Genomic DNA, 19,479 nt, shown 5'->3' on the forward strand with positions numbered 1-19,479 from the left:
GCTTTGTCATTTCTAAGGCTTAACATCTCCCACCTTCACTTCTGCCTCAGCGTCCACGGAATGTCCACACCCCATTGCTAAAGGGTTGAGATTGACCACTTCAGCTAGGTGTCCTGGGCTGAAATGCGCGTACTTCATGGTCATATCCAAAGAGGCATGCCCCAGCACCCGCTGCAAGGTCAGGATGTCACCGCCATTCATCATGTAGTGACTGGCGAAGGTATGGCGCAGTACATGCGTTAACTGTCCAGCTGGCAGCTCCAGGCCAATGGCAGCAACAGACTCCCCAAACTTCTTGTAGCAACCCGGGAATGGCAACGCCGCCTTGATCCGCTTTTCCAAATCTGACGCCACCGGGACCACTCGATTTTTTGAGGATTTCGTATTGGTGTAATGAATTCGGCCATGGCGCACCTGCCTTGCAACCAGACCTTCAGCCTCAGACCATCTAGCCCCAGTAGCCAAGCAGATCCTCGCTACAAGTCCAGCAGCGACTGAGAGCCCATCCAGGGAATCGAGCAGCGGCGGAATCTGCTCGGCGCTCAAGTAGGCCATCTCGGTTTCATCGAACTTCAACGCCCGTACCTTGCCCAGAGGGTTATCCCCCTTCAGCTCGCCCAATCGCTCAAGTTCATTGAACATCGCTCGCAGGTATGCGAGTTCATGATTCAACGTATTGGCACTGACGGGCTTTGCATCCTCCCCCTGCTTCCTACCGCTACCGATACTCGCCCTGGTGAATTTCCCCGCCAAACGATCAGCTCGGTACTGAGTAAAGTGGGTGGTGTTGAAGTCGGCTGCGCGAGGATTTCCCATGCATTCGATCATGGCATTGAGTGCCCGCTGGCGCTCTTCTCCCCGCTTCAGGCTACGTCCATGAGAGTTAAACCAAAGCGTGACTAGCTCCGTCAGGCGGCGTTCGTCCCGCTTTGGCTTTTTCTCGAACTCGCCTCGGGCGCCATCACCCATTATTTTATTCTGGTAGTGCAAAGCTTCGTTTTTTGTCCGGAGTTTCTTCCGGATCCGGGGGCCATTGCGGCCTTCCGGACGGCAGTCAACTTCATAGCGTCCGTCTTCTAGTTTCTTGATGCTCATAATCAGGCCAGTAACGCTTTCAACTCGTCAGACTCGGAGTCGATAATTTCAACGGAAAGCACGTTTGCCATTTTGAAAGTCCGGCTCTTATTTCTCATCAAGCAAAAGCCAGTCAGGTCAATAGGCTTGCCCGCTTCACCACTAATTTTTCGCAGTTTTACCTCTCGTTCGCTCTCCTCCCCCTTGCTATTGCGGTATCGGAAACACACTAAGTGATCGCCTTCCCACAGCACTGTCTTAGCTCGACTGGGCGCTTTGCGGAAAGCGGAGATCTCGACAGCTGGAGACGTACCCAACAATTCTCGGAGCCCCTGAGAGTTCATACCCATCCAGTCAATCCAATGATTTTCGTGAAGCAAAGTAATGCTTTGCCCCTCCATCAAAAGCCGCAGGGCGGAATCAATAGCCACGGTGCTCCCTGCCAACTTTGAGCCAATCAAAAGAAAATCTACCTTCCCGCTCACGTCCTCCACGACATGATGGCCGGACAAAGTCAGCACTGCTGCCACTTCATGGCAAGTCCCGAAGCTGAAGCCTCCAGTCAGGCTGAATGTGGCAGGAGATTCTTTTTTGGTGTTTCTAGGCATGCAAAATCCTTACTTCATTAGAGAGACTTATCCACACCAGCCAGAGGGCCGACTCCAGTGGATAAGTTAAGTACGATGGAGAGGAGGAATGTCCAACTCCCTCATCACAGTCCAACCAACGGGCTGATTTGGCCGCATTCAGGGGCAATTTCATCGGTCACCAACCACAACGCATACTTCTTGAAGCGCTGGTGCGTGGTGATTTTCAACAGCTCCGTCGAGCTAACCGACGCTCGCCTCCCGTACTCGTAACCCTTCCAGGTCTCTAACTTGATGCCTACGACCTCACACATCTCTGCCTGAGTCAGGCGCTCAGTCAACCGAATCTCTTTGAGTTTTATGCCGAGTTCCATACGCCCCCCTTGACAATGTGCGCTTGCACACTTAACTTGCGCATATGCCACAAAAATAGGCATATATAGCTAAGGAGCTTAACAAATGCAGATCGCTATAGACACGCCGTACACCACCATGCGCGAACTTTCGCGGCGCACAGGTCAGTCCGTATCAGCCATCAAAAATGAGATAGCTCGCGGCCGGATCATCATTCGCGAAAAAAAAGAGGGCTCCAAAGAAGCTGCGCTGATCAACATGGTTCACCTGACTCTTGAGGCTGCCGAGCAAGCAGAGCGCGTGCGCTCAAGTGACAAGAAAGCTAAGGGTGCCGCGTAATGGGGCGGCACATGCCACTGGACCAGAAGGTCTTCGACAACATCTATCAGGATGAGGTCGTCGAAGCCCTGAAGAACGATGCCGATCTGGACTTCAAACGCATCAACGACAAATCCATGCAGCAAGGGAGGTGTCCTCGATGCGGCGAGCGCGAACTGTTTATCAGTGTGCTCAAGCCATTTGTCTTGAAGTGCCAGCGTGAAAACAAATGCCAGTTCGTAGAGAAGACCCGCGAGCGCTACAGCTACCTGTTCGAAAACCTCAGCAAGCGTTTCCCCAAGACCGAGGACAATCCTCACGCTACGGCCGACGCCTACCTGCAGCGCAACCGCGGCTTCACTATTGGCCCGATGAAAGGTTGGTACGAGCAAGGCAAACGCTGCATGAAGGATGGCCAATGGGCCGACACCGTTCGTTTCCCACTGTGCGATGGCTATTGGGAACGCATCATCGACGCCACCATGGTGACCGCCAACGACAGCGTTAAGGCCGGTATAAAGAAAGGCATGAGCTACCAGGCTAAAGGCTGGATGCCACCGGGACAGACGCTCGAAAAAAGCGACAAGGTGTACATCGTCGAGGGCATTTTTCACGCCATCGCTTTACACCTGGCCGGCTTCAAAACCATCGCGTCTATTAGCTGCGTCAACTTCCCTTGGGAAATAATCGAAGCCAACAAAGGCAAGTCGATCACCTGGGTGATCGGCCTGGACGACGATGCCGCTGGCCACAAATACATTCCCAAGTATCTACGGCAGATCCGCGAGCTGCGCGAGATCGGCTGGGTAGCCTTGGCAGGCGACCGAGATTGGGACGACGTGTACCGCCATGGCCAACTCGACTCCACCTTCATGGCCGAGGCCGAGTACCAGGGGCGGCTGTTCACGGCGGAAAACACCGGCAAACTGGCTTACCTGCTCTACCTACGCCGACCGTCTGGTTTCTATCTGCTGGAGTTTCGCAACAACCTGTACTCGGCGCGGGTTAACCAGGCCGATCTGAGCAAGGACCTGGGCGAAGAGAAAGTCGAAGGCAACCGGGAAATTTTCAGCAAGCACGTCAAGATCCGCCAGGAAGCCAACTGCATCCCGAACCTGGAGTACTTGGAAAAAGACATTGTTACCCAGGAGCAACGCTACTTCTTTGACTTCCAGTTCCCGGACAAGGGGCGCAGCTGCAAAGCGCCGCTAGCCCCCAATTCCATCACCGACCCCCGGGGCTTTGCCCGCTCGCTGCTGGAGCATACGCCCGGTGGCAACTTTGAAGGCGGTGAAAGCGTCCTGAAGATCCTCAAGCACAAATGGTTCAACGACCCCACCAGGGCAGTCCGTACCGTGCGCAGCCTGCCATTCGTAGGCTATGACGACAGCAGCGGGATCTATTGCTATCCACAGTTTGGTTACTGCAAAGGTAGCGAGCTGGAGATCAACTGCCACGGCTTCATTGAATTGGGCAGCGATGGAGTGAAGACCGTGCTGTCGAACTTCAAGCTTGAGCGCGGCACCGAGTTTGATCCGGAGTGGTTCGAAGACTTTCTGGCTGTAAACGGGCTCAACGGGCTGGGCTGTTTGTCCTGGTGGACGGCTTCCTTTTTTGTCCAACAGATCGGCATCAAACAATCCTCGTTTCCCTTCCTTGAGTTCACCGGTGAACCAGGTGCGGGCAAAACCACACTGCTGCGTTTCCTCTGGAAGTTGTGTGGCCGCGACAATGAAGAAGGCATTCGCCCCAGCGGCACGGGTGCCAGTGCGGTCGGTCTGTCTCGCTCATTTGCCGAAGTCAGCAACATGCCGGTGGTATTGATCGAGTCTGACAAGGAGTACACCGACAGCCAAGGTCGAAAGGTGACGGTGCAGTTCAATTGGGACGAACTGAAAATCCTGTTCGACTACCACGCCAAACTGCGCGTCACCGGTGCGAAAACAGCGGGCAACGAGGTTCGCACCTATCTCTGGCGCGGAGCGCTGGTCATTTCACAGAACATGAGCGTGGACAGCTCCGAAGCGTTCCTGTCTCGCATTGTCCACTTCCATGCCACCAAAGAGCATCACTCTCTGGCGCTGAAACCCCAGGCTGATCGCTTGAAGGGTATGGATGCCGCTTACCTGGGTGGTTACCTGCGGCGCTGCTTGGCATTCGAACAAGAATGGCTGGCTCGCTATTTCGAGGCTTTTCCGCGCTTCGAGCAACGCCTACAGAACGTCGGGGCAATCACTGAAGCTCGTATCGCGCTGTGCCATGCCCAGGTATTGGCTGCCGCGTACGCCACCCAGCCGCTGTTTCCTGAATGGAAGGATGCCGATACCGAACGCCTGGCCAAGCACCTGGAGATGCGTGCGATCGATCGCCAACAGCGCTGCCGATCGGAGCACCCCGACGCTGCGTCATTCTGGCAGATCTACCACTACCTCAATGAGCAACGCGTAACGATCACCGAAAACGGCGAAACCCGTGAAGAGATCCGAGAAACCCTGAACCACAGTTCCGAACCCGGGGTGATCGCTATCGTCATCGAGCACTTCCAGGACAGCTGCCGCAAAGCTGGCCAAGAGGTACTGACGCGGGCCCAACTGCAACGCGCACTTCCCCAAAGCACCACTTACAAATTCATTGAGAGTCGAAAGACCTACTCACGGATAGAGCGCCGGACGCTCAACTGCTGGCTCTTCAAGAAACGCTAATAACCAACTGATTCTCAAAGGTATATCGCCATGGGTGGAGTGTTGCCTGCGCTTTACCAGTGAGTCTGTGTGCTGCCCCTTTATCTGTCTGTAATTTTTGAACTATTGGTTAATTATCTAATGAATACAGCCACTTACAAAAAAGCATTACTGGAATGTCAGTGGAAGGCGCTGAACTATTTTTCATTCCAGCAACATTCCATTTTTCACTCGCCTACCGAAAACAGCTACAAGCCTTTAAATACAAGGGCTCCAGCCAATTCTTGCTCCGTCGATAGTTCAGCACATTCCATTAGTACTGAACTACTTTTCGCCCCCGCCCAACCCCGCATTTACAAGGGTTGTAACCACCCGAAATCACCAATAGTTCAAACATTCCAGACGCAGCGAGCCCACCCGCAAACTTTGTTTTTGAGTGAGCCCGCCAATGGCCGAACTTTCCACTGAAGAAGTGTTTCGCCGGGACTGCCTCGCCCGCCATTTGCTGCAACGGTGGTCACGGCAAGAAATCGTCGATTGGCTTAACGACCCGAAGAAAACTGAGCGTTTTCGCGAAGACATGCGAACCCGCTTGAACACCCAATAACAGGAGCACTACATGAACATCAACATCATCACCGGCCCACAGGCATCGGGCAAAACCACCAAGCTGCGGAGCATTCAAGACGAGCTCAAACACCAAGGGACAGAGGTCAAGATTCACGTAGGGGCCTGCTGCACCACTCCTTACTTTATGAATCTTGTGACGGACCAGGCGATGGCCGGCGCGAAACACTTTCTCGCCGACGACTGCACCCAGTTTCAGATCCGGGCGCTGTTCGACCTCAAGAAAAAGGGCATTCACGCGGGCGTACCTGCTGACTTTGACGTTCATCTGGTGCAGCAAGCGTAGAGGGGAAGCGGCCATGAAGATTCGTTACAGCGCCAATACGCTGATTGGCCAGATGCGGTTGCCAACCGACTACGTAGAGAGGTGCACCGCCGAGGATCTGGCCGAACTGGCTGCCGCCGATCATTGGCGGGATCACCCGGAAGAAACCCCAACGTTCGTCACCGTCGTACACCTGCTAGAGGTCGACAGTCACGACTTGGGGTTATTTGAAGTGCGCTGTGAACAGTGCCCGGTATTCACGGCCAGCCCTTTGCGGCAAGCCTAAAGAGACGGTGTCGAGGAGTTGCAGCTCCCCGACACCCAACCACCAGTTAGGAGTAGTACATGAACGTAACTTTCCAAAGCAGCAGCGGCACCAAGGATACCACCGCACCAGGTCAACCGGGGCACACCTTTAAACCACCCCGCCCTTTGTTGGCCACGGCTGTGATCGGCGCGGCTTTGATCGGTTACCTGGTGCACAAAACCCCAGACGCTCGCCAGCGATTGGAAAGCATGGCGAGCCTGGCGCAAACCATGGGCGATCTGACCGAGCGCGACGCGGCGGTGGTCGCTGCATTGCTCGCCAAACCTTACACCTTGAACATCCCTACGGGAGAGCAGCATGTCTGATCAAGCCAACATCAAACGCTACAAGGTCATCGACACCTGGAAAGACTGGGAAGTCGTGCTGGAGGTCAACCATGCAACCCTGACCGAAGCACGCGCCACGATGATCAATCAATTTTTTTCAGATGATGTTTATCGACTACAAGCGGAAAACGGCAACGTGGTGAGGACCGTGATCCGTCTCTTCGGCAAACGCATGATTAACGCCCTTCTCGCTGAAGGTGGGGGCTGCTTCGGCATCGAGCATAAAAGCGCCATGTCCAATGAACACCCTGGCCCCTACTGGACCAAAGATCTGCACGACGAAGAAGGCTGGGGCGGCTCGATAGAAGGCAATCCCTATGGGTGGTGCGGCATTCGCTTGATCGCCGCAGATGTGGAAAATGCCGAGTTCGGCAGCCTTCATCTGGTGGAGTTTGTCCAGGAGCAAGCGACGGGAGGAGATCTGTGTTGATTGACGGACAGTTCATTGCCATCAGCGATGCGCAGCAGCGAAGCGGACGAGATCAACTGGAGTTGCCTGCTAGCTTCTTTCTGGTAGAGGCCACCCGGTTACTGCACCACAACACCGGCTCCAGCTGGATTCAAATTCCGTTACCCCGGGGCTTTTTGGTCGCAGCCTACGAAAACCTACAGGGGCACAGACGTTACGGAGTAGTAGATATGAATTAATTTCAGAGCTGCCAATACTTAGAGTCATGCCTTAGTTCAGCCGACACTTAAAGCTGTCTTTACAGCTTTAAGTGTTGTCTTTTCAAAGTATTAAAATACAAACACTACCACCCATCAGTTTCCCCGCAGACTCAAACCCCTCAAAGCAATCCGCCCTAATCATTGACCTAGTTTCCGTCAATATCATCTCGTCGCCTGATAACGAACACCCCCATAATAAAAAAATGACCGAATATCGCATGCCCGCGCCTGTAACAGGATAAAACTTGACGGCATTTTTTTGTCATGATTAAACGTCCTCCGTGAAGTGACATACACCTTGGAGAGTAGGAAAAACATGACAAAAATAAGAACCATTGTTACTACGCGTGATGTTCTATGCGACGTGCATGACATTTTGAGCTGTATCGGTTTAGCCGTAGCAGCAAGGCCCTTACAGCAAAATGAGGCTAACGGACTGCTGTCTGTATTGCATTGGACCGGACAGCGCCTGGGGGAATGTTCAGCAGAGTTGAATACAGTTATCGATCAACTGGCAAGCGCCCCCAACTGATCAAACAGCTCGCGCTGCTGCGCCCTCGGCATACTGCGTAGGTGGTCGAGGACCTCTCGACTCGTCGTCTTGCCCGAAGGGCTCAGCGTGTGTGAATACGCCAGAGTGGTCACCCAGCGGTGGCCACACTCAGCGTCCAAGCATAGGCAGTACAGGTTGGTGAACTGCTCCGACAACTGTTTGCTCGAAGTGATCAGCGCCTTTCCTTTACATTCTTTGCAGTACACTCGCATAGCGGCCCCACCCGTCGTATCCATAGGCGCCTATTTTGCCACACAGTATGTGGAGGCAAGCGACCCATTTTGATACAGCAGATTGTAGCCGAGTTATTCCGAGGCAGCGGGCTCTGCCCAGGCGATTCCTCTATCTGCGCGTAACATTTGATTGACTTGTAAAAACAACTGACAGATCGGACGTATCTCATTGTTTGTATATACCCGGTCAATTTTTTCAATATCACCAAAGCCCGCCGCATTTTCCGGTATCACACCAGCCAACGCTGGATGCATACGCCACGCAGCAATAATGTCATTGCGGGTAATGTTCTTTATCCGTTCGAACTCATCCTTGGTTGCAATATCTCCGATAGGAATAATCTGAACGGCCTTATCTGAGCCGCCCGGAATATTCACAAACATTGACCGAAAGTTACCCACGCCTTTGGTGCCTTGAATTTGCTCCATCAACTTGGCTTCATCATCATCGGACATATTCGGGTCGTTGGTGTAAAAGATGAAGCCCGCGTGCGCGCCGTTGTTGTAATAACGCCGACGAAACAGTGTCGCTGATTCATTCAATAACAACGCATGCATACCGCCCAAGTAATCGGGCACTCCATAAACACTTTGCTCCACGTCATAGTCCATGACGTGTTCCACGTCGTCTTCGGCAAACTCCAACTCCTTGCCATTGGACAGCAGCATGACGAATCCCCCGCCCACCATCCGCCGCATGTTGATGGCCGGCAGGTGCTGCAACTCGACGACCTGACCCAGGCGGTTGCGCATACGTTGAAAAAACGCATCACCGAACACCATGAAGTCCAGCGCGGCGCGGCCCATGGTCTGCATGCTGCATCCCTCCGACGGAATGAAGTCACGCAACAGCATGTTCCGTTTGAAGCGCGGGATGGTGCCGTGGTGGGCGTTGGCGCGCAGCAACTTGGCTAGACCGGTACGCGATACCGGCGGCGTGTACAGACGCCCGTCGTTGCTGGCGAACACGCCCAGGTACTGCGCCATGTTGGTGGCTAGCACCGACTCGGGCTCGCCGAAGCTGAACGCCTGCACCTTGTGGGGCGGTGTGTTGTCCTGCTGCTTTAGCTCTTGCATGGCTGCCTTCCAATGTTGACCAGCGACTGCGCCGCTGTTTGTTGATATTGAGGGGTTCATGGTGCAGGGCGTGCATGATCGCCCAGGCGATATCGGCGTGGCCGGTGGCGTCGGTGCGCGAAGCGCTATAGGTGATCTGCCCACTGCTGGTGGCGCCGCGCTTGATGGTCAGGAAAGCTGAGGCAATGTCGTTCCAGCCGGCGTCCCACTCGATCCGGCGCCCCTGAATCGTGTCCTGGGCTTTGAGGACCAGGGTGTTTTTCGTTTCCAGGCTGTAGTTAATCGGCGTTGCCTTGGGGTAGAAGTCGCGCACCGTGTCGAACACGCCGTAGCCCACCCCCGTGACATCGATGCCGATATGTTGCACGTTGAAACGCTCGGTGAGCTTCTTGACCTGCGCGGCCTGGTAGGTGAACGAATGTCCACGCCAGGAGTGCTTTTCCAGAATCCGGAACTTGCCGCCTTTCTCTAGTGGCGGGGCCACCACCACACAGGTGGCGTCGTCGCGGGTACGGCTTGGGTCGTAGCCAATCCACACTGGGCTGTTGCCGAACGGTCGGGCCGCCTTCGGATCCGGATCGAAGTCTTTCCACAACGACTGATCCGAATAGCAGCGCTCCAGATCGGCCAGGCTGAACGCGCTCTGCGTGCTGTCGATAAATTTGCACAGGTACAGCTGTTCGAACTGATCGTCGGAGTTTTCGAGTTGCAACTGCTCCAGGTCGAACAGATCGCAGCCACCGGCAATGGCATCGTGAATGGTGATGATCTTGCGCCACTGGCCGTCCGGACAGAGCACGCCCTGACGCAGCTCGGCCTCGTTCGGAAAGGTTTTCCCGGCGTCGCGGTGCTTGCCGCGCTTGAACGTGTCGCCAGTCCAGAACGGATAGGCCTGGTGGCTGACCGCGCTAGGCGTGGAAAAGTAGGTCTTGCGCCACTTCCGATGGGTGGCCATCGCCCCCGCCAGCGACTTGAGTTTGTCGAAGTCACGGATCCAGAAGTACTCGTCCACGTAGACATGGCCGTGGTGGCCCTGGGCGGTGCTGCTGTTGGTGCTCAAAAAGCGCAGCTCGGCGCCGTTGCTCAGAATGATGGGGTTACCGGTCAGCTCGATGCCGAACCACTCCCGGGCAAACTTGATGATGTAGTTGCGGAAAATCTCCGACTGGGCTCGGCTGGCCGACAGGAACATCTGGTTATCGCCGGTTAGCACGGCGTCCATGAACGCCTCGCCGGCGAAGTAATAGGTCAGTCCGGTTTGACGGGCCTTGAGCACGTTGCGCACCCGGCGCGTGAGCGGGTTTTGTTTGGCCGCGAACAGCTCTTTCTGATAGCCGAACAGCTTGCTGGTGAACTTGTCGAGAAAGTCCACCTCGGTCAGGTGGCCAATGTCGTTTTTCGTCGGCTTGGGCTTCTTCTTGGGAGACCCGTCGGCATCTCGGCGACTGCGTTTCTCGTCGCGCTCCAGACGCTCTCCCGTGGGCGCTGAGGGTAGATCGCCGGCTTGGGGTATCACTGGTTTACTCGCCTGTTTTTGCAGGCGCTCACGCACGCTCAACAGTCGGTCGAGTTCATCCAGTTCGGACTTACTCAGCGTCTCGATTTTTTCCAGGATCAGGGTGATACGGCGACTGACCGCGGTTAACGGTTCTTCGTCCGTCAGCAGGTCGTCCCAGCAGCCTTTGGCGATCCAGTAGTAAACAATTCGGGCATTGGGCAACTTGAGTTGCGCCTGAATTTCGCGCGGTTTGTAGCGCCGCAAATACAGCTTTTTAGCGGCGTCTTTGACTTCAGGTAAGTAGGGCATGAGCCGCAGTTTATGCAGCTGTTCCCCTACAAACTCCCCCTTCAATTCCTGGAATCGCATTCTAGGAATTGAACCGTTTGTCCGGCTGGTTTGGGGTGCTTATCGTGGCGGCTACTGCAACCCGAACCGAGCGACTTTCTCCCATGCCACGCACTTTCATCACTGACTGGAAACGTGTCGCCACCAGCGGCAAGACCATTGATGGTCGCACCATTGATGCGCAGGACTTACGTGACATGGCCGCCAACTACAACCCGGCGACCTACACCGCAACGATCTGGTACGAGCACATCCGCTACTTCGGCAGCCTGGGCTCCGTCGTCGAGGTGAAAGCCGAAGATGTCGGCGATGGCAAGGTGGGGTTGTTCGCCAAGCTCCAGCCCAACGAGTACCTGCTGGCCATGAACAAGGACCGCCAGAAGATTTTCAGCAGCGTGGAAATCCAACCGAACTTTGCCGATACCGGCAAGGCGTACCTGCGTGGCATGGCTGTCACCGATGAACCGGCCAGCCTCGGCACCGAGCCCCTGCATTTCTCCCGCCGTGCCGGCACTGGCAATCACTTTGGTTCACTGGAACCACTGGGCGATCTGACCCCGACCGAAGGCCCCGAGGAGTCAGCGCAGTCATTCGTCAGCCGGCTGATGAAGGCCTTCGCCACGACTGCTCCGGCAGCCCCGACCACCCCACTCGAAGACACTTCTATGGACCCTAAAACTGCCGCCGCCTTTACCGCCGCAGTGGACAAGCTCGGCACCTTGGCCACCAGCCTCGAAACCAGCGCTGCCACCTTTGCCAAGCAAGCGCCGGTCACCACCGAGATCGACCCCCTGACTGTGACTATCACTGATCCAGTGGCCGACACCGGCATCACCGCCGACCAGTACAACGAGTTGAAAGACTCGGTGGACAAGCTGGTCGAAAACTTCAACACCGCGCTGAATCATGGCAAGGGCAAGACCGTGCCCCCTGTCACCGGCGCCGCCGACGACCAGGAAAAGGTGTACTGACATGAGCCTGAGTAATGCAGCCCGCTTAAAGTTCAGCGCTCTGGCGTTGGCCATCGCATCCACCTATGCCGTTGCGGACGTTCGCCAAGAGTTCAACGTTGACCCGAGCCTTGCGCAGACGCTGAACGACAAAATCACCCTCAGCTCGGATTTCCTACAGCGCATCAATGTGCTGCCGGTCACCGAGATCAAGGGCGAGAAAGTCATGCTGGGCGTGAGCGGAACGGTCACTGGCCGGACCAACACCACCACCACCGACCGAGTCGCACGTAATGTGCTGGGCCTGGACGGCGACGGTTACGAACTGTTCGAAACCCACAGTGACGTGGGTCTGAAATATGCCACCATCGACGCTTGGGCCAAGTTCCCCGACTTTGCCAAACGCTACGCCGCCGCCGTGCAAAAACAGATCGGGCTGGACCGGATCATGATCGGCTGGAACGGCACCAGCATTGCCCAGACCACCGACCGCACGGCCAACCCACTGCTTCAGGACGTGAACAAGGGCTGGATGCAGATCGCCCGTGAGCAAGCCCCGCAACAGATCCTGGCCGACGGCGCGACCGCCGGCAAAATCCAGATCGGCGAGACCGGCGATTACAAAAACCTCGACGCCCTGGTGTTCGACGTGTCGCTGATGATCGACGAGGAGTTTCGCGACGGTGGAGACCTGATCGCGATCATTGGCCGAGATCTGTTGGCCAGTGACAAAGGCAAGCTGTATGCCGCCCAAGGCGACACCCCGACCGAGAAGGAACGCATCGAGCAGGCCCAGGTGATCGCGACCTACGGCGGCCTGCCGTCCTACACCTGCCCGCACTTTCCGAGCAAGGGCGTGGTGGTCACCAGTTGGGACAACCTGTCGATCTACTTTCAGGACAGCAGCTGGCGCCGCCAAATCGTCGAAAACCCGAAGCGCTCGCAGGTTGAGGATTACAACGCCCGCAACGAGGGCTACGTGATCGAGCAACTGGGCAAGTTTGCCGGCATCGAAGCCGCCAACGTGGAGTTCGTATGAGCCTCGCCCTGAACCATAAACGCCGCGTTCTGGAGCAAGGTCCGGCCACTGAGCTGGCTTATACCCCGGGCACGGCGCTGGCCGGCCCTGCCAATGCGCAAAAGCACCTGGCGCTGATGACCAGCGCACTAGCCGAAGACTGCGCCAGGCTGTCGGATCTGAATTCGATGGAAGCTCGTCAGCGCCTGAAGCGCGACGAACTGCTGCCCAAGTACCTGGAATACGTGCTGCGCTACCGCGAATCGGGTCTGAACCATCCGAACCTGGTGCTGATGCTGGTGATGGTCTGGCTGTTCGACACCGAGCAGTTCGAGCCGGCCCTTGAGCTGGCCGACTTTGCCATCAACCAAGGCCAGGCCATGCCGGAGCGCTTCCGCCGTGACATCCCGACTTTTGTCGCGGACACGGTGATCGACTGGGCCGACGCCGAATACAAGGCCAAGCGCAGCCCCGAGCCGTACCTGTCGCAGTTGTTGCAACGTGTGGACGGTAGCTGGCCTGGACTGATCGATCCCGCTGCCGGTGATCCTCGCGAGCTGCCACCGAGCGCGCCGTCGTGGGAGTTGTTCGAGAAAATCCCAGCGCGCTATCACAAGTTGCTGGGAATTATCGCCATGGACGCCGAGCGCTGGGGCAAAGCCTGCGCCCACTTTTACCGCGCCGCCGAGCTGTATCCAGAGATCGGCGTGAAAACCCGCATGGAAGAAGCCACGAAGGCCCTGCGCAAGCAAGAGGCTGAACAGGGCCACGGCACCGAATAACCGACTACCCCCCCCAGCGGGGGCCTGCCGAGCCGAAGGCCTTGTGCCAACCGGCTAACGCAGTCACCCCCGCACCTATTCAACATGTCCAGCAGAGGAGGTCAGCACATGAGTTTTGGCGGCAAGCCGACCACCCTGGTGGATCGCACAATCAGCAATGACGGCTTCTGGCCTGACCTGGAGCTGGCCGAGTTCCAGGCGTCCTACCGGTTGCCGGCGGAATACCTGCCGGAGCTGCTGGTGGAAGGCCTCACCATGGGCATGGGCGAGGTGAATGAAGACCTGGAGCTGCGCAAAGCCGCGTGGCAGGACATGGGCTTCACCGCGCTGGAAGGCTCCGGCATGGACAAAGAGGCGTTCTACCTCGCCAGTTACCGACGCGCCGCGTACTGCCGCGCCAAGGCCTTTTTGCTCCAGCAGTTCGCCACAGTCAACCGCCGTGAGAGTGCCGAGAACTTGGGCAAGGAAGCCCCGGAAACCCACGAACTTTTTCTGACCTACAGCCAGCAGTCCGTGCGCACGCTGCAAGGTCGTGGGCGCATCACGGCGGAGTTGATCTGATGGACAAGTTGCGCGCCCTGACCGCACACCTGATCGAGCGCCGCTTGGTCGAAGCCGAACAACTCGACAGCTGGGCCGACCAGGTCAACCTGGTGCTGATCTGGAAGCTCGAAGAGCACGGCCTGTACCTGGGCGACATGCGCTATCGGGCGATCATCGTGCTGGAGCGTTTCGCCGGCAATCCAGCCCGTTTGATGGCGTTGCTCGGTGCCTGGCTGGTCAGCAACGATCCCGACCGCCACCGGGACGCGCTACCGGCGCCGACATTCGACATCGTGCAGCTCGATCCGGATCTGGCGGACGTCGAACTCACCCTCGACTTTATTGAACCGTTGTACCTGGCCGAGGACGCCACCGGCGAGATCGAGGCCTTTGATAAGACCTGGGCGGTCGTACCGTTTGACCTGTGGATTGCCGAAGAAGGCAAGGTGAGCCATGGCGCGTAACGACTTGATCAATCTTTCCGTCGACGGCGTGCTGGATGTCGAAACACAGCTGGCCATGCTCAGCCTGCCGCCCAAGTTCCAGGCGCGACTGATGAACCGCGTTGGCCTTCGCCTGCGCACGAAGTGGCGTCAGCGGGTACGCGAGCAAAGCGATGTGAACGGCAGTCCTTTCCCGCCGCGCAAACTGCGAAAAAAGGGCCAGAAAAAACGCATGCTCACGGGCCTGGCTAAAGCCATGAGCGTTAAGAAACTGAGCAAAGACAGCGCGGAACTGGGTTGGGGCGCTCGCAAAATGGCCATGATTGCCAGCGTGCATAACGACGGTATGACCTTGCGGAGCGGCGCCGCGCAACTGCGCCGGCAGAAAAAATCCAACCCGCTGATGGCCACCACCCAACAAGCCAAACGTCTGCGCCGATTGGGCTACAAACGAGCGATACCCAGCGAGCAAAAGAAGCGTGGCAAGACCCGCTACATGCGCCCCGGTGTCGCCTGGATCGCGGCCAATATTTCCTATGACCAGGCTGGCCTGCTGATTCGCCTGCTCAAAGGTGACGAGCCAGGTCCGACCAATTGGGAGGTCACGCTGCCGGCCCGCGAGTTTTTCGGCATCGCCAGCCAGCAGGAAGTCAGCGAGCTGGTGACCTACTTGATTCCCCAAATTCTTAATTCACCGCGATAGAGGCAGCCCATGGCCCTTGGCAAAGTAAGCGTCAACAACCTGAATCTCGGCCAAGGCCCGGTGACGGAGATCGAGCGCTATTTTCTTTTTATCGGACCGGCGCCGACGAACGTCGGCAAGATGGTCCCACTCAACACCCAAAGCGACCTCGATGCCAGCCTGGGCGCCGCGGATTCGGATCTGAAAACCCAGATCACCGCCGCGCGCCTGAACGGCGGCGACCGCTGGGCCTGCATGGCCGCGCCAATCGCTGCCGGTGACGGCAAATGGGCTGACGCTGTGGATCAGTCTCAGCGCGAAGGCGTGGCCGTGGAAGCAGTGATCATCACCACCCCCGTCACCACCAGCGCCGAACTGACGGCCATGCAGGCCAAGGCCGTCGAGGTCGAGAACATTTACGGTCGTCGTCTTTTCATCATGGCCGCCACGGCAGGGATCGACCTGACGCCACCTGCTCCGCTTTTAATCAATCAATTGGAGGAGGTAAATGGCTCCGCGAAGAGTTCCCGGTCCGTGGCGAAAGTCGCTGCGCTCGTCGAGGTAGGCGAGTCTATCCCTCATCCGGACTGGATTGATTATTACACCCAGCAAAAAGCCATCGTGAACGGCGTCTCCGCCCCGCGTGTGATGGTCGTCCCCCAGTTGCATGGCAACGACCAGGGTGTGTTAGCCGGTCGCCTGGCGAATGCCCACGTCAGTATCGCTGACAGCCCGATGCGCGTAGCCACTGGCCCGCTGCTCGGACTAGGCCCGGTCCCCGTGGACATCAGCGGCATGCCGTTGCCCAACGCTGTCCGCGTCGAGTTGGACCGTGCGCGCTTTTCCGTGTCGCAGACGTACTCCGATTACCCGGGCGTGTACTGGGGGGACGGCAATCTACTGGACGCGCCTGGCTCCGATTACCTGGTCATCGAGAACCTGCGTGTGGTCGACAAGGCGGCGCGTCGAGTGCGGGTCCTGTTGATTCAGCGCGTCGCGGATCGGCGCTTGAACAACACCCCCAACAGCATGGCGGCGGCGACCTCGGCTTTTACCCGCCCACTGCGCGACATGGCGCGAGCGGCCACCGTGTTTGGCAAGGTGCAGCCGGGTGACATCGAGCCACCGCGAGACGGCGACGTCACGCTGTTCTGGAAAACCAAAAAAGCAGTGGAGGTGTACATCAAGTGCCGACCTTTCAACTGCCCTAAAGACCTAACCGCGAACATCGCGTTGGACCTGTCCAACGACGACGAGGAGTAACCCATGAGCCGTATTGGCGGTAAGAACTTCGACGTGAACATTGGCGACCTGCAAATTCACGTCGAAAAAATCAGCCTGGACATCACCGACAACACGGCCCCGGCGCAGACCGGCGGCGTGCCCGATGGCTATGTGGATGGTGATGTGGCCGCGAGTGGCGAGATGGAGCTGGACGCTGGCAACTTCTCGTTGTTGATCGACGCAGCGCGCCAGGCCGGCAGCTTTCGTGGGATGGCTCCGTTCGACTGCGTGTTCTTTGCCAAGACACCCACCGAAGAAATGCGGGTCGAGGCTTTCGGGCTGAAATTGAAGGTATCCAACCTGCTCGACATCGATCCCAAGGGTGGCGAGAAGAGCGTGTTCAAGGTTCCGTTCGACGTGACCTCGCCGGACTTTATCCGCATCAACGGCGTGCCGTACCTGGACCCGGCTGAAATCGAGGGGCTGCTGGCATGATCGATCCCAGCCCTTGGCCGAACTTCACCTTTGCCGAACTGCGCTGCAAGTGTGGCAAGTGCAACAGCAACGGCCACGAAATGACCCGTGCTTTCATGGACCAGGTGCAAAAGCTGCGTGATCTGTATGGCCGCCCCTTGTCCCTGAGCAGCGCCTACCGCTGCATGCGTCACCCGGTCGAGGCCAGCAAAAAAGTACCCGGTGCACACGCCATGGGCGTGGCCGTCGACATCCGTTGCATGGGGGCTGAGGCCGTGGAAATTCTGCGCCTGGCCATGACCCTGCCGTTCACCGGCGTCGGTATCAGCCAGAAAGGCGCGAGCCGGTTTATTCACCTGGACATGGCGCCGGTGGGTGGCCATCTACCCCGGCCAATGATCTGGAGCTACTGAATGTCTCGATTATTGATTGCCGTCGCATTCACCACCGTCGCCCTGGTGGGCTACGCCTTCAGCGAATCGCGCTCAATGGTCGCCCACAGCGCATCAACCCTCGTGGCGATGTACTGCAAGACACCGGAAGTCGGGCGTGTGCTTCTACGTACCCAGATTGCAAGCGACATCGCACCGAACAGGGTTCGTGTGGAGTGCGCCAACGATGCCTTTTAAAAGCACCCTCGTCGTCAAAGCCATTTCCGGCACCAAGCAGTGGCAGTTGACCCGGCCGTTGCTCTACCTGACCACCTGCAACCAGTGGGTGACTGTGCCGAATTACTACCGCACCGACCTGGCCAGCGTGCCGCGACCGGTCTGGTGGTTGATACCGCGCGACGATGAATGCGCCCGTCGGCCATCGGTGGTGCATGACTTCATCTACACCGATGCCACCGACCGTTTCACCAAGGCCGAGGCCGACCGGATCTTTTACGACGCCCTGCTCGAGGAGGGCATGCCAAAGCCGCTGGCCTGGCTGATGTATACCGCCGTCCGCCTTGGCGGTCGGGGGAACTGGAGCGCCTGACATGGACATGCTGGAAAGACTGGTGGACCTGATGCCCGAGTTACTGCTGACCGCTGTGATCGGCTTCCAGGCGTTTCTGTTTCGTCAGGTCAGCGAAGCGCGCCGGGAGCATTTGGAGTTGCGTGTAGAGATCGCACAGAACTACCCGCGACACAACGACATCGACCGCGCCATGGACAAGCTGGAAAACAACCTGTCCGCCAAGCTGGATATTTATTTTTCAAACCATCACCCAAGGAACTGAAACATGACCGAACGACGCGAAATCACCCTGGAAGTCGGTGACAAGGAATTCACCTTCACCCTGACGCCAGTGGACGTCAGCAAGTACTTCAACAACCTGAATGCCAACAACAAGGTGGCCCCGGCCAACAACCTGTTGACCCAAACCGTCAAGCAGGAAGAGCTGGCCAGCCTGCGTCCGCTGCTGGCCAACCCGGTGACCACTCTGCAACTGGCCGGCGCACTGCTTGAGGAATACTCGCCTGACCTAGCAATCACCGTAAAAAAGCCCTTGACCGTGCAGAGCGACTGAACGAGGACACCCTCGGCCAGTTGATGGCCCTGGTCGCCCACTGGCTACCTGGTGAATCGCCCACTACGGAGAACATGGGCACCGCCAAATGGCTGGAGGACCGTTACTGGAGCCGCATGGAAATCGCAACCGCCAATGGCATAGCCCGTGCGTTCAAGGGCTAACCGCAAGAGGACCGCTAGATGACGAACAACCAACTGTTCCACGGTGACTGCCTGCGCTTTCTGGCGGGACTTGCAGATGAATCCGTCGACGCACTGATTACGGATCCGCCGTACTCCAGCGGTGGATTGCATACCGGTGCGCGTCAGATGGCCCCCTCACAAAAGTACATCCACAGCGGGCTTCACGCTGACTTTGTTGGCGATCATCGTGATCAGCGCTCCCACCTTCACTGGTGCGTGATGTGGCTGTCTGAGGCATTCCGCGTCCTGAAGCCTGGCGCGGTGGTGTGTTTGTTCACGGACTGGCGCCAACTGCCGCTGACCACCGATGCGCTACAGGCGGCGGGGTACACCTGGCGCGGCATCACGGTTTGGGACAAAACCGAAGGGGTCCGCCCCCAGTGCGGTCGATTCCGTAACCAAGCGGAGTACCTGGTGTGGGGCAGCAAAGGCGCGATGCCTTTAGACCGTGCTGCGCCGGTACTACCGGGTGTGTTTCGCGAGCCGGTGCGCCAGGCGGACAAGTTCCACATGACCGGCAAGCCCACCGCACTGATGCGCCAGGTGGTGAAAATTTGCAGTCGTGGTGGCGTGGTTCTTGACCCCTTTGCTGGCTCCGGCACCACCCTGGTGGCCGCCGAGCTGGAGGGCTACGGCTGGCTGGGCTCTGAAATGCTCGAACCAAACTGCCAGACAACGCTGCAGCGTCTCGCCGCGATCAGTGCTCAAACGGTTGAGGGCTGAA

General features: G+C 57.5%; 28 protein-coding genes. 22 read left to right on the forward strand and 6 right to left on the reverse strand.

The annotated features are described in order from the left end of the window. Positions 1–12: 12 nt before the first annotated feature. The 3 genes from AC3WJW_RS05520 to AC3WJW_RS05530 form a co-directional block, all read right to left on the reverse strand. The gene (locus AC3WJW_RS05520) at positions 13–1,095 is read right to left on the reverse strand and encodes a phage integrase (protein WP_493725363.1); all 1,083 of its coding nucleotides are present in this window, start codon (positions 1,093–1,095) and stop codon (positions 13–15) included. 2 nt (positions 1,096–1,097) lie between these two features. Beyond that, positions 1,098–1,682, reverse strand: coding sequence for a BRCT domain-containing protein (locus tag AC3WJW_RS05525; RefSeq protein ID WP_493725364.1), 585 nt, complete (start codon positions 1,680–1,682; stop codon positions 1,098–1,100). Between the two features lie 104 nt (positions 1,683–1,786). Then, positions 1,787–2,035, reverse strand: coding sequence for a helix-turn-helix domain-containing protein (locus tag AC3WJW_RS05530; protein ID WP_493725365.1), 249 nt, complete (start codon positions 2,033–2,035; stop codon positions 1,787–1,789). Between the two features lie 85 nt (positions 2,036–2,120). Here AC3WJW_RS05530 and AC3WJW_RS05535 point away from each other — a divergent pair, with 85 nt between their 5' ends. The 7 genes from AC3WJW_RS05535 to AC3WJW_RS05565 all read left to right on the forward strand — a co-directional run bounded on the left by AC3WJW_RS05535 (position 2,121) and on the right by AC3WJW_RS05565 (position 6,990). Then, complete coding sequence (locus AC3WJW_RS05535; protein ID WP_493725366.1) at positions 2,121–2,354, forward strand: hypothetical protein; 234 nt, start codon at positions 2,121–2,123, stop codon at positions 2,352–2,354. A gap of 11 nt (positions 2,355–2,365) precedes the next feature. Continuing rightward, positions 2,366–5,035, forward strand: a complete 2,670-nt coding sequence (locus AC3WJW_RS05540) for a toprim domain-containing protein (protein WP_493725367.1) — start codon at positions 2,366–2,368, stop codon at positions 5,033–5,035. Positions 5,036–5,462: 427 nt separating this feature from the next. After that, the gene (locus tag AC3WJW_RS05545; RefSeq protein WP_493725368.1) at positions 5,463–5,621 is read left to right on the forward strand and encodes a hypothetical protein; all 159 of its coding nucleotides are present in this window, start codon (positions 5,463–5,465) and stop codon (positions 5,619–5,621) included. A gap of 12 nt (positions 5,622–5,633) precedes the next feature. Continuing rightward, positions 5,634–5,927, forward strand: coding sequence for a P-loop NTPase family protein (locus tag AC3WJW_RS05550; protein WP_493725369.1), 294 nt, complete (start codon positions 5,634–5,636; stop codon positions 5,925–5,927). 13 nt (positions 5,928–5,940) lie between these two features. Then, entirely contained in the window at positions 5,941–6,192 is a 252-nt protein-coding gene (locus AC3WJW_RS05555; protein WP_493725370.1) for a hypothetical protein, read from the forward strand. A 59-nt stretch (positions 6,193–6,251) separates the two neighbouring features. Beyond that, complete coding sequence (locus AC3WJW_RS05560) at positions 6,252–6,539, forward strand: hypothetical protein (RefSeq protein ID WP_493725371.1); 288 nt, start codon at positions 6,252–6,254, stop codon at positions 6,537–6,539. Continuing rightward, positions 6,532–6,990, forward strand: coding sequence for a DUF2528 family protein (locus AC3WJW_RS05565; RefSeq protein WP_493725372.1), 459 nt, complete (start codon positions 6,532–6,534; stop codon positions 6,988–6,990). The genes AC3WJW_RS05560 and AC3WJW_RS05565 overlap by 8 nt, the downstream gene beginning before the upstream one ends. A gap of 746 nt (positions 6,991–7,736) precedes the next feature. On the opposite strand, the gene AC3WJW_RS05570 is transcribed toward AC3WJW_RS05565, so the two are convergent. The 3 genes from AC3WJW_RS05570 to AC3WJW_RS05580 form a co-directional block, all read right to left on the reverse strand. Beyond that, positions 7,737–8,018, reverse strand: a complete 282-nt coding sequence (locus AC3WJW_RS05570) for an ogr/Delta-like zinc finger family protein (protein WP_493725373.1) — start codon at positions 8,016–8,018, stop codon at positions 7,737–7,739. A gap of 69 nt (positions 8,019–8,087) precedes the next feature. Continuing rightward, a complete protein-coding gene (locus AC3WJW_RS05575) occupies positions 8,088–8,960 on the reverse strand; it encodes a phage portal protein (protein WP_493725520.1) in 873 nt (290 codons plus the stop codon). Then, positions 8,857–10,899 carry a terminase large subunit domain-containing protein gene (locus AC3WJW_RS05580; protein ID WP_493725521.1) on the reverse strand — a complete coding sequence of 681 codons (2,043 nt, stop codon included), beginning with the start codon at positions 10,897–10,899 and terminating at the stop codon, positions 8,857–8,859. Before AC3WJW_RS05580 ends, AC3WJW_RS05575 begins: the two co-directional genes overlap by 104 nt. A 143-nt stretch (positions 10,900–11,042) precedes the next feature. On the opposite strand from AC3WJW_RS05580, the gene AC3WJW_RS05585 reads away from it, so the two are divergent. The 15 genes from AC3WJW_RS05585 (at position 11,043) to AC3WJW_RS05655 (ending at position 19,478) form a co-directional block, all read left to right on the forward strand. After that, positions 11,043–11,909, forward strand: a complete 867-nt coding sequence (locus AC3WJW_RS05585; protein WP_493725374.1) for a GPO family capsid scaffolding protein — start codon at positions 11,043–11,045, stop codon at positions 11,907–11,909. Position 11,910: 1 nt separating this feature from the next. After that, complete coding sequence (locus AC3WJW_RS05590) at positions 11,911–12,927, forward strand: phage major capsid protein, P2 family (RefSeq protein ID WP_493725375.1); 1,017 nt, start codon at positions 11,911–11,913, stop codon at positions 12,925–12,927. After that, positions 12,924–13,688, forward strand: coding sequence for a phage terminase small subunit (gpM, locus tag AC3WJW_RS05595; protein ID WP_493725376.1), 765 nt, complete (start codon positions 12,924–12,926; stop codon positions 13,686–13,688). The genes AC3WJW_RS05590 and gpM overlap by 4 nt, the downstream gene beginning before the upstream one ends. 108 nt (positions 13,689–13,796) lie before the next feature. Further along, complete coding sequence (locus AC3WJW_RS05600; protein ID WP_493725377.1) at positions 13,797–14,249, forward strand: head completion/stabilization protein; 453 nt, start codon at positions 13,797–13,799, stop codon at positions 14,247–14,249. Beyond that, positions 14,249–14,695, forward strand: a complete 447-nt coding sequence (locus AC3WJW_RS05605; RefSeq protein ID WP_493725378.1) for a phage tail protein — start codon at positions 14,249–14,251, stop codon at positions 14,693–14,695. The genes AC3WJW_RS05600 and AC3WJW_RS05605 overlap by 1 nt, the downstream gene beginning before the upstream one ends. After that, positions 14,685–15,377, forward strand: coding sequence for a phage virion morphogenesis family protein (locus AC3WJW_RS05610; protein ID WP_493725379.1), 693 nt, complete (start codon positions 14,685–14,687; stop codon positions 15,375–15,377). Before AC3WJW_RS05605 ends, AC3WJW_RS05610 begins: the two co-directional genes overlap by 11 nt. A 9-nt stretch (positions 15,378–15,386) precedes the next feature. Beyond that, entirely contained in the window at positions 15,387–16,619 is a 1,233-nt protein-coding gene (locus AC3WJW_RS05615; RefSeq protein WP_493725380.1) for a DUF2586 domain-containing protein, read from the forward strand. 3 nt (positions 16,620–16,622) lie between these two features. Then, a complete protein-coding gene (locus AC3WJW_RS05620) occupies positions 16,623–17,075 on the forward strand; it encodes a phage protein (RefSeq protein ID WP_493725381.1) in 453 nt (150 codons plus the stop codon). Further along, positions 17,072–17,467, forward strand: a complete 396-nt coding sequence (locus AC3WJW_RS05625) for a D-Ala-D-Ala carboxypeptidase family metallohydrolase (protein ID WP_493725382.1) — start codon at positions 17,072–17,074, stop codon at positions 17,465–17,467. The genes AC3WJW_RS05620 and AC3WJW_RS05625 overlap by 4 nt, the downstream gene beginning before the upstream one ends. Next, positions 17,468–17,683: a hypothetical protein gene (locus tag AC3WJW_RS05630; protein ID WP_493725383.1), complete on the forward strand. Its 216-nt coding sequence runs from the start codon at positions 17,468–17,470 to the stop codon at positions 17,681–17,683. It begins immediately after the preceding gene. Further along, positions 17,673–18,035, forward strand: a complete 363-nt coding sequence (locus AC3WJW_RS05635; protein WP_493725384.1) for a DUF1353 domain-containing protein — start codon at positions 17,673–17,675, stop codon at positions 18,033–18,035. Before AC3WJW_RS05630 ends, AC3WJW_RS05635 begins: the two co-directional genes overlap by 11 nt. A gap of 1 nt (position 18,036) precedes the next feature. After that, positions 18,037–18,279: a hypothetical protein gene (locus AC3WJW_RS05640; RefSeq protein WP_493725385.1), complete on the forward strand. Its 243-nt coding sequence runs from the start codon at positions 18,037–18,039 to the stop codon at positions 18,277–18,279. A 3-nt stretch (positions 18,280–18,282) separates the two neighbouring features. Then, the gene (locus AC3WJW_RS05645; protein ID WP_493725386.1) at positions 18,283–18,570 is read left to right on the forward strand and encodes a putative phage tail assembly chaperone; all 288 of its coding nucleotides are present in this window, start codon (positions 18,283–18,285) and stop codon (positions 18,568–18,570) included. Between the two features lie 23 nt (positions 18,571–18,593). Further along, positions 18,594–18,734 carry a DUF6890 family protein gene (locus AC3WJW_RS05650; RefSeq protein ID WP_493725387.1) on the forward strand — a complete coding sequence of 47 codons (141 nt, stop codon included), beginning with the start codon at positions 18,594–18,596 and terminating at the stop codon, positions 18,732–18,734. Positions 18,735–18,752: 18 nt separating this feature from the next. Beyond that, entirely contained in the window at positions 18,753–19,478 is a 726-nt protein-coding gene (locus AC3WJW_RS05655; RefSeq protein ID WP_493725388.1) for a DNA-methyltransferase, read from the forward strand. Position 19,479 lies beyond the last annotated feature (1 nt).

Source organism: Pseudomonas sp. GW821-FHT07G06, from assembly GCF_058986625.1.

Excerpts from the sequence above, each read along its gene's own strand:
- AC3WJW_RS05610 (WP_493725379.1), top strand. The coding sequence starts at position 14,685 with ATGGCGCGTAACGACTTGATCAATCTTTCCGTCGACGGCGTGCTGGAT.
- AC3WJW_RS05535 (WP_493725366.1), top strand. The coding sequence starts at position 2,121 with ATGCAGATCGCTATAGACACGCCGTACACCACCATGCGCGAACTTTCG.
- AC3WJW_RS05560 (WP_493725371.1), top strand. The coding sequence starts at position 6,252 with ATGAACGTAACTTTCCAAAGCAGCAGCGGCACCAAGGATACCACCGCA.
- AC3WJW_RS05520 (WP_493725363.1), bottom strand. The coding sequence starts at position 1,095 with ATGAGCATCAAGAAACTAGAAGACGGACGCTATGAAGTTGACTGCCGT.
- AC3WJW_RS05600 (WP_493725377.1), top strand. The coding sequence starts at position 13,797 with ATGAGTTTTGGCGGCAAGCCGACCACCCTGGTGGATCGCACAATCAGC.
- AC3WJW_RS05565 (WP_493725372.1), top strand. The coding sequence starts at position 6,532 with ATGTCTGATCAAGCCAACATCAAACGCTACAAGGTCATCGACACCTGG.
- AC3WJW_RS05620 (WP_493725381.1), top strand. The coding sequence starts at position 16,623 with ATGAGCCGTATTGGCGGTAAGAACTTCGACGTGAACATTGGCGACCTG.
- AC3WJW_RS05540 (WP_493725367.1), top strand. The coding sequence starts at position 2,366 with ATGCCACTGGACCAGAAGGTCTTCGACAACATCTATCAGGATGAGGTC.
- AC3WJW_RS05605 (WP_493725378.1), top strand. The coding sequence starts at position 14,249 with ATGGACAAGTTGCGCGCCCTGACCGCACACCTGATCGAGCGCCGCTTG.
- AC3WJW_RS05640 (WP_493725385.1), top strand. The coding sequence starts at position 18,037 with ATGGACATGCTGGAAAGACTGGTGGACCTGATGCCCGAGTTACTGCTG.
- AC3WJW_RS05555 (WP_493725370.1), top strand. The coding sequence starts at position 5,941 with ATGAAGATTCGTTACAGCGCCAATACGCTGATTGGCCAGATGCGGTTG.
- AC3WJW_RS05530 (WP_493725365.1), bottom strand. The coding sequence starts at position 2,035 with ATGGAACTCGGCATAAAACTCAAAGAGATTCGGTTGACTGAGCGCCTG.
- AC3WJW_RS05625 (WP_493725382.1), top strand. The coding sequence starts at position 17,072 with ATGATCGATCCCAGCCCTTGGCCGAACTTCACCTTTGCCGAACTGCGC.
- AC3WJW_RS05650 (WP_493725387.1), top strand. The coding sequence starts at position 18,594 with ATGGCCCTGGTCGCCCACTGGCTACCTGGTGAATCGCCCACTACGGAG.
- AC3WJW_RS05585 (WP_493725374.1), top strand. The coding sequence starts at position 11,043 with ATGCCACGCACTTTCATCACTGACTGGAAACGTGTCGCCACCAGCGGC.
- AC3WJW_RS05635 (WP_493725384.1), top strand. The coding sequence starts at position 17,673 with ATGCCTTTTAAAAGCACCCTCGTCGTCAAAGCCATTTCCGGCACCAAG.
- AC3WJW_RS05525 (WP_493725364.1), bottom strand. The coding sequence starts at position 1,682 with ATGCCTAGAAACACCAAAAAAGAATCTCCTGCCACATTCAGCCTGACT.
- gpM (WP_493725376.1), top strand. The coding sequence starts at position 12,924 with ATGAGCCTCGCCCTGAACCATAAACGCCGCGTTCTGGAGCAAGGTCCG.
- AC3WJW_RS05550 (WP_493725369.1), top strand. The coding sequence starts at position 5,634 with ATGAACATCAACATCATCACCGGCCCACAGGCATCGGGCAAAACCACC.
- AC3WJW_RS05645 (WP_493725386.1), top strand. The coding sequence starts at position 18,283 with ATGACCGAACGACGCGAAATCACCCTGGAAGTCGGTGACAAGGAATTC.
- AC3WJW_RS05545 (WP_493725368.1), top strand. The coding sequence starts at position 5,463 with ATGGCCGAACTTTCCACTGAAGAAGTGTTTCGCCGGGACTGCCTCGCC.
- AC3WJW_RS05615 (WP_493725380.1), top strand. The coding sequence starts at position 15,387 with ATGGCCCTTGGCAAAGTAAGCGTCAACAACCTGAATCTCGGCCAAGGC.
- AC3WJW_RS05570 (WP_493725373.1), bottom strand. The coding sequence starts at position 8,018 with ATGGATACGACGGGTGGGGCCGCTATGCGAGTGTACTGCAAAGAATGT.
- AC3WJW_RS05580 (WP_493725521.1), bottom strand. The coding sequence starts at position 10,899 with ATGCCCTACTTACCTGAAGTCAAAGACGCCGCTAAAAAGCTGTATTTG.
- AC3WJW_RS05590 (WP_493725375.1), top strand. The coding sequence starts at position 11,911 with ATGAGCCTGAGTAATGCAGCCCGCTTAAAGTTCAGCGCTCTGGCGTTG.
- AC3WJW_RS05630 (WP_493725383.1), top strand. The coding sequence starts at position 17,468 with ATGTCTCGATTATTGATTGCCGTCGCATTCACCACCGTCGCCCTGGTG.
- AC3WJW_RS05655 (WP_493725388.1), top strand. The coding sequence starts at position 18,753 with ATGACGAACAACCAACTGTTCCACGGTGACTGCCTGCGCTTTCTGGCG.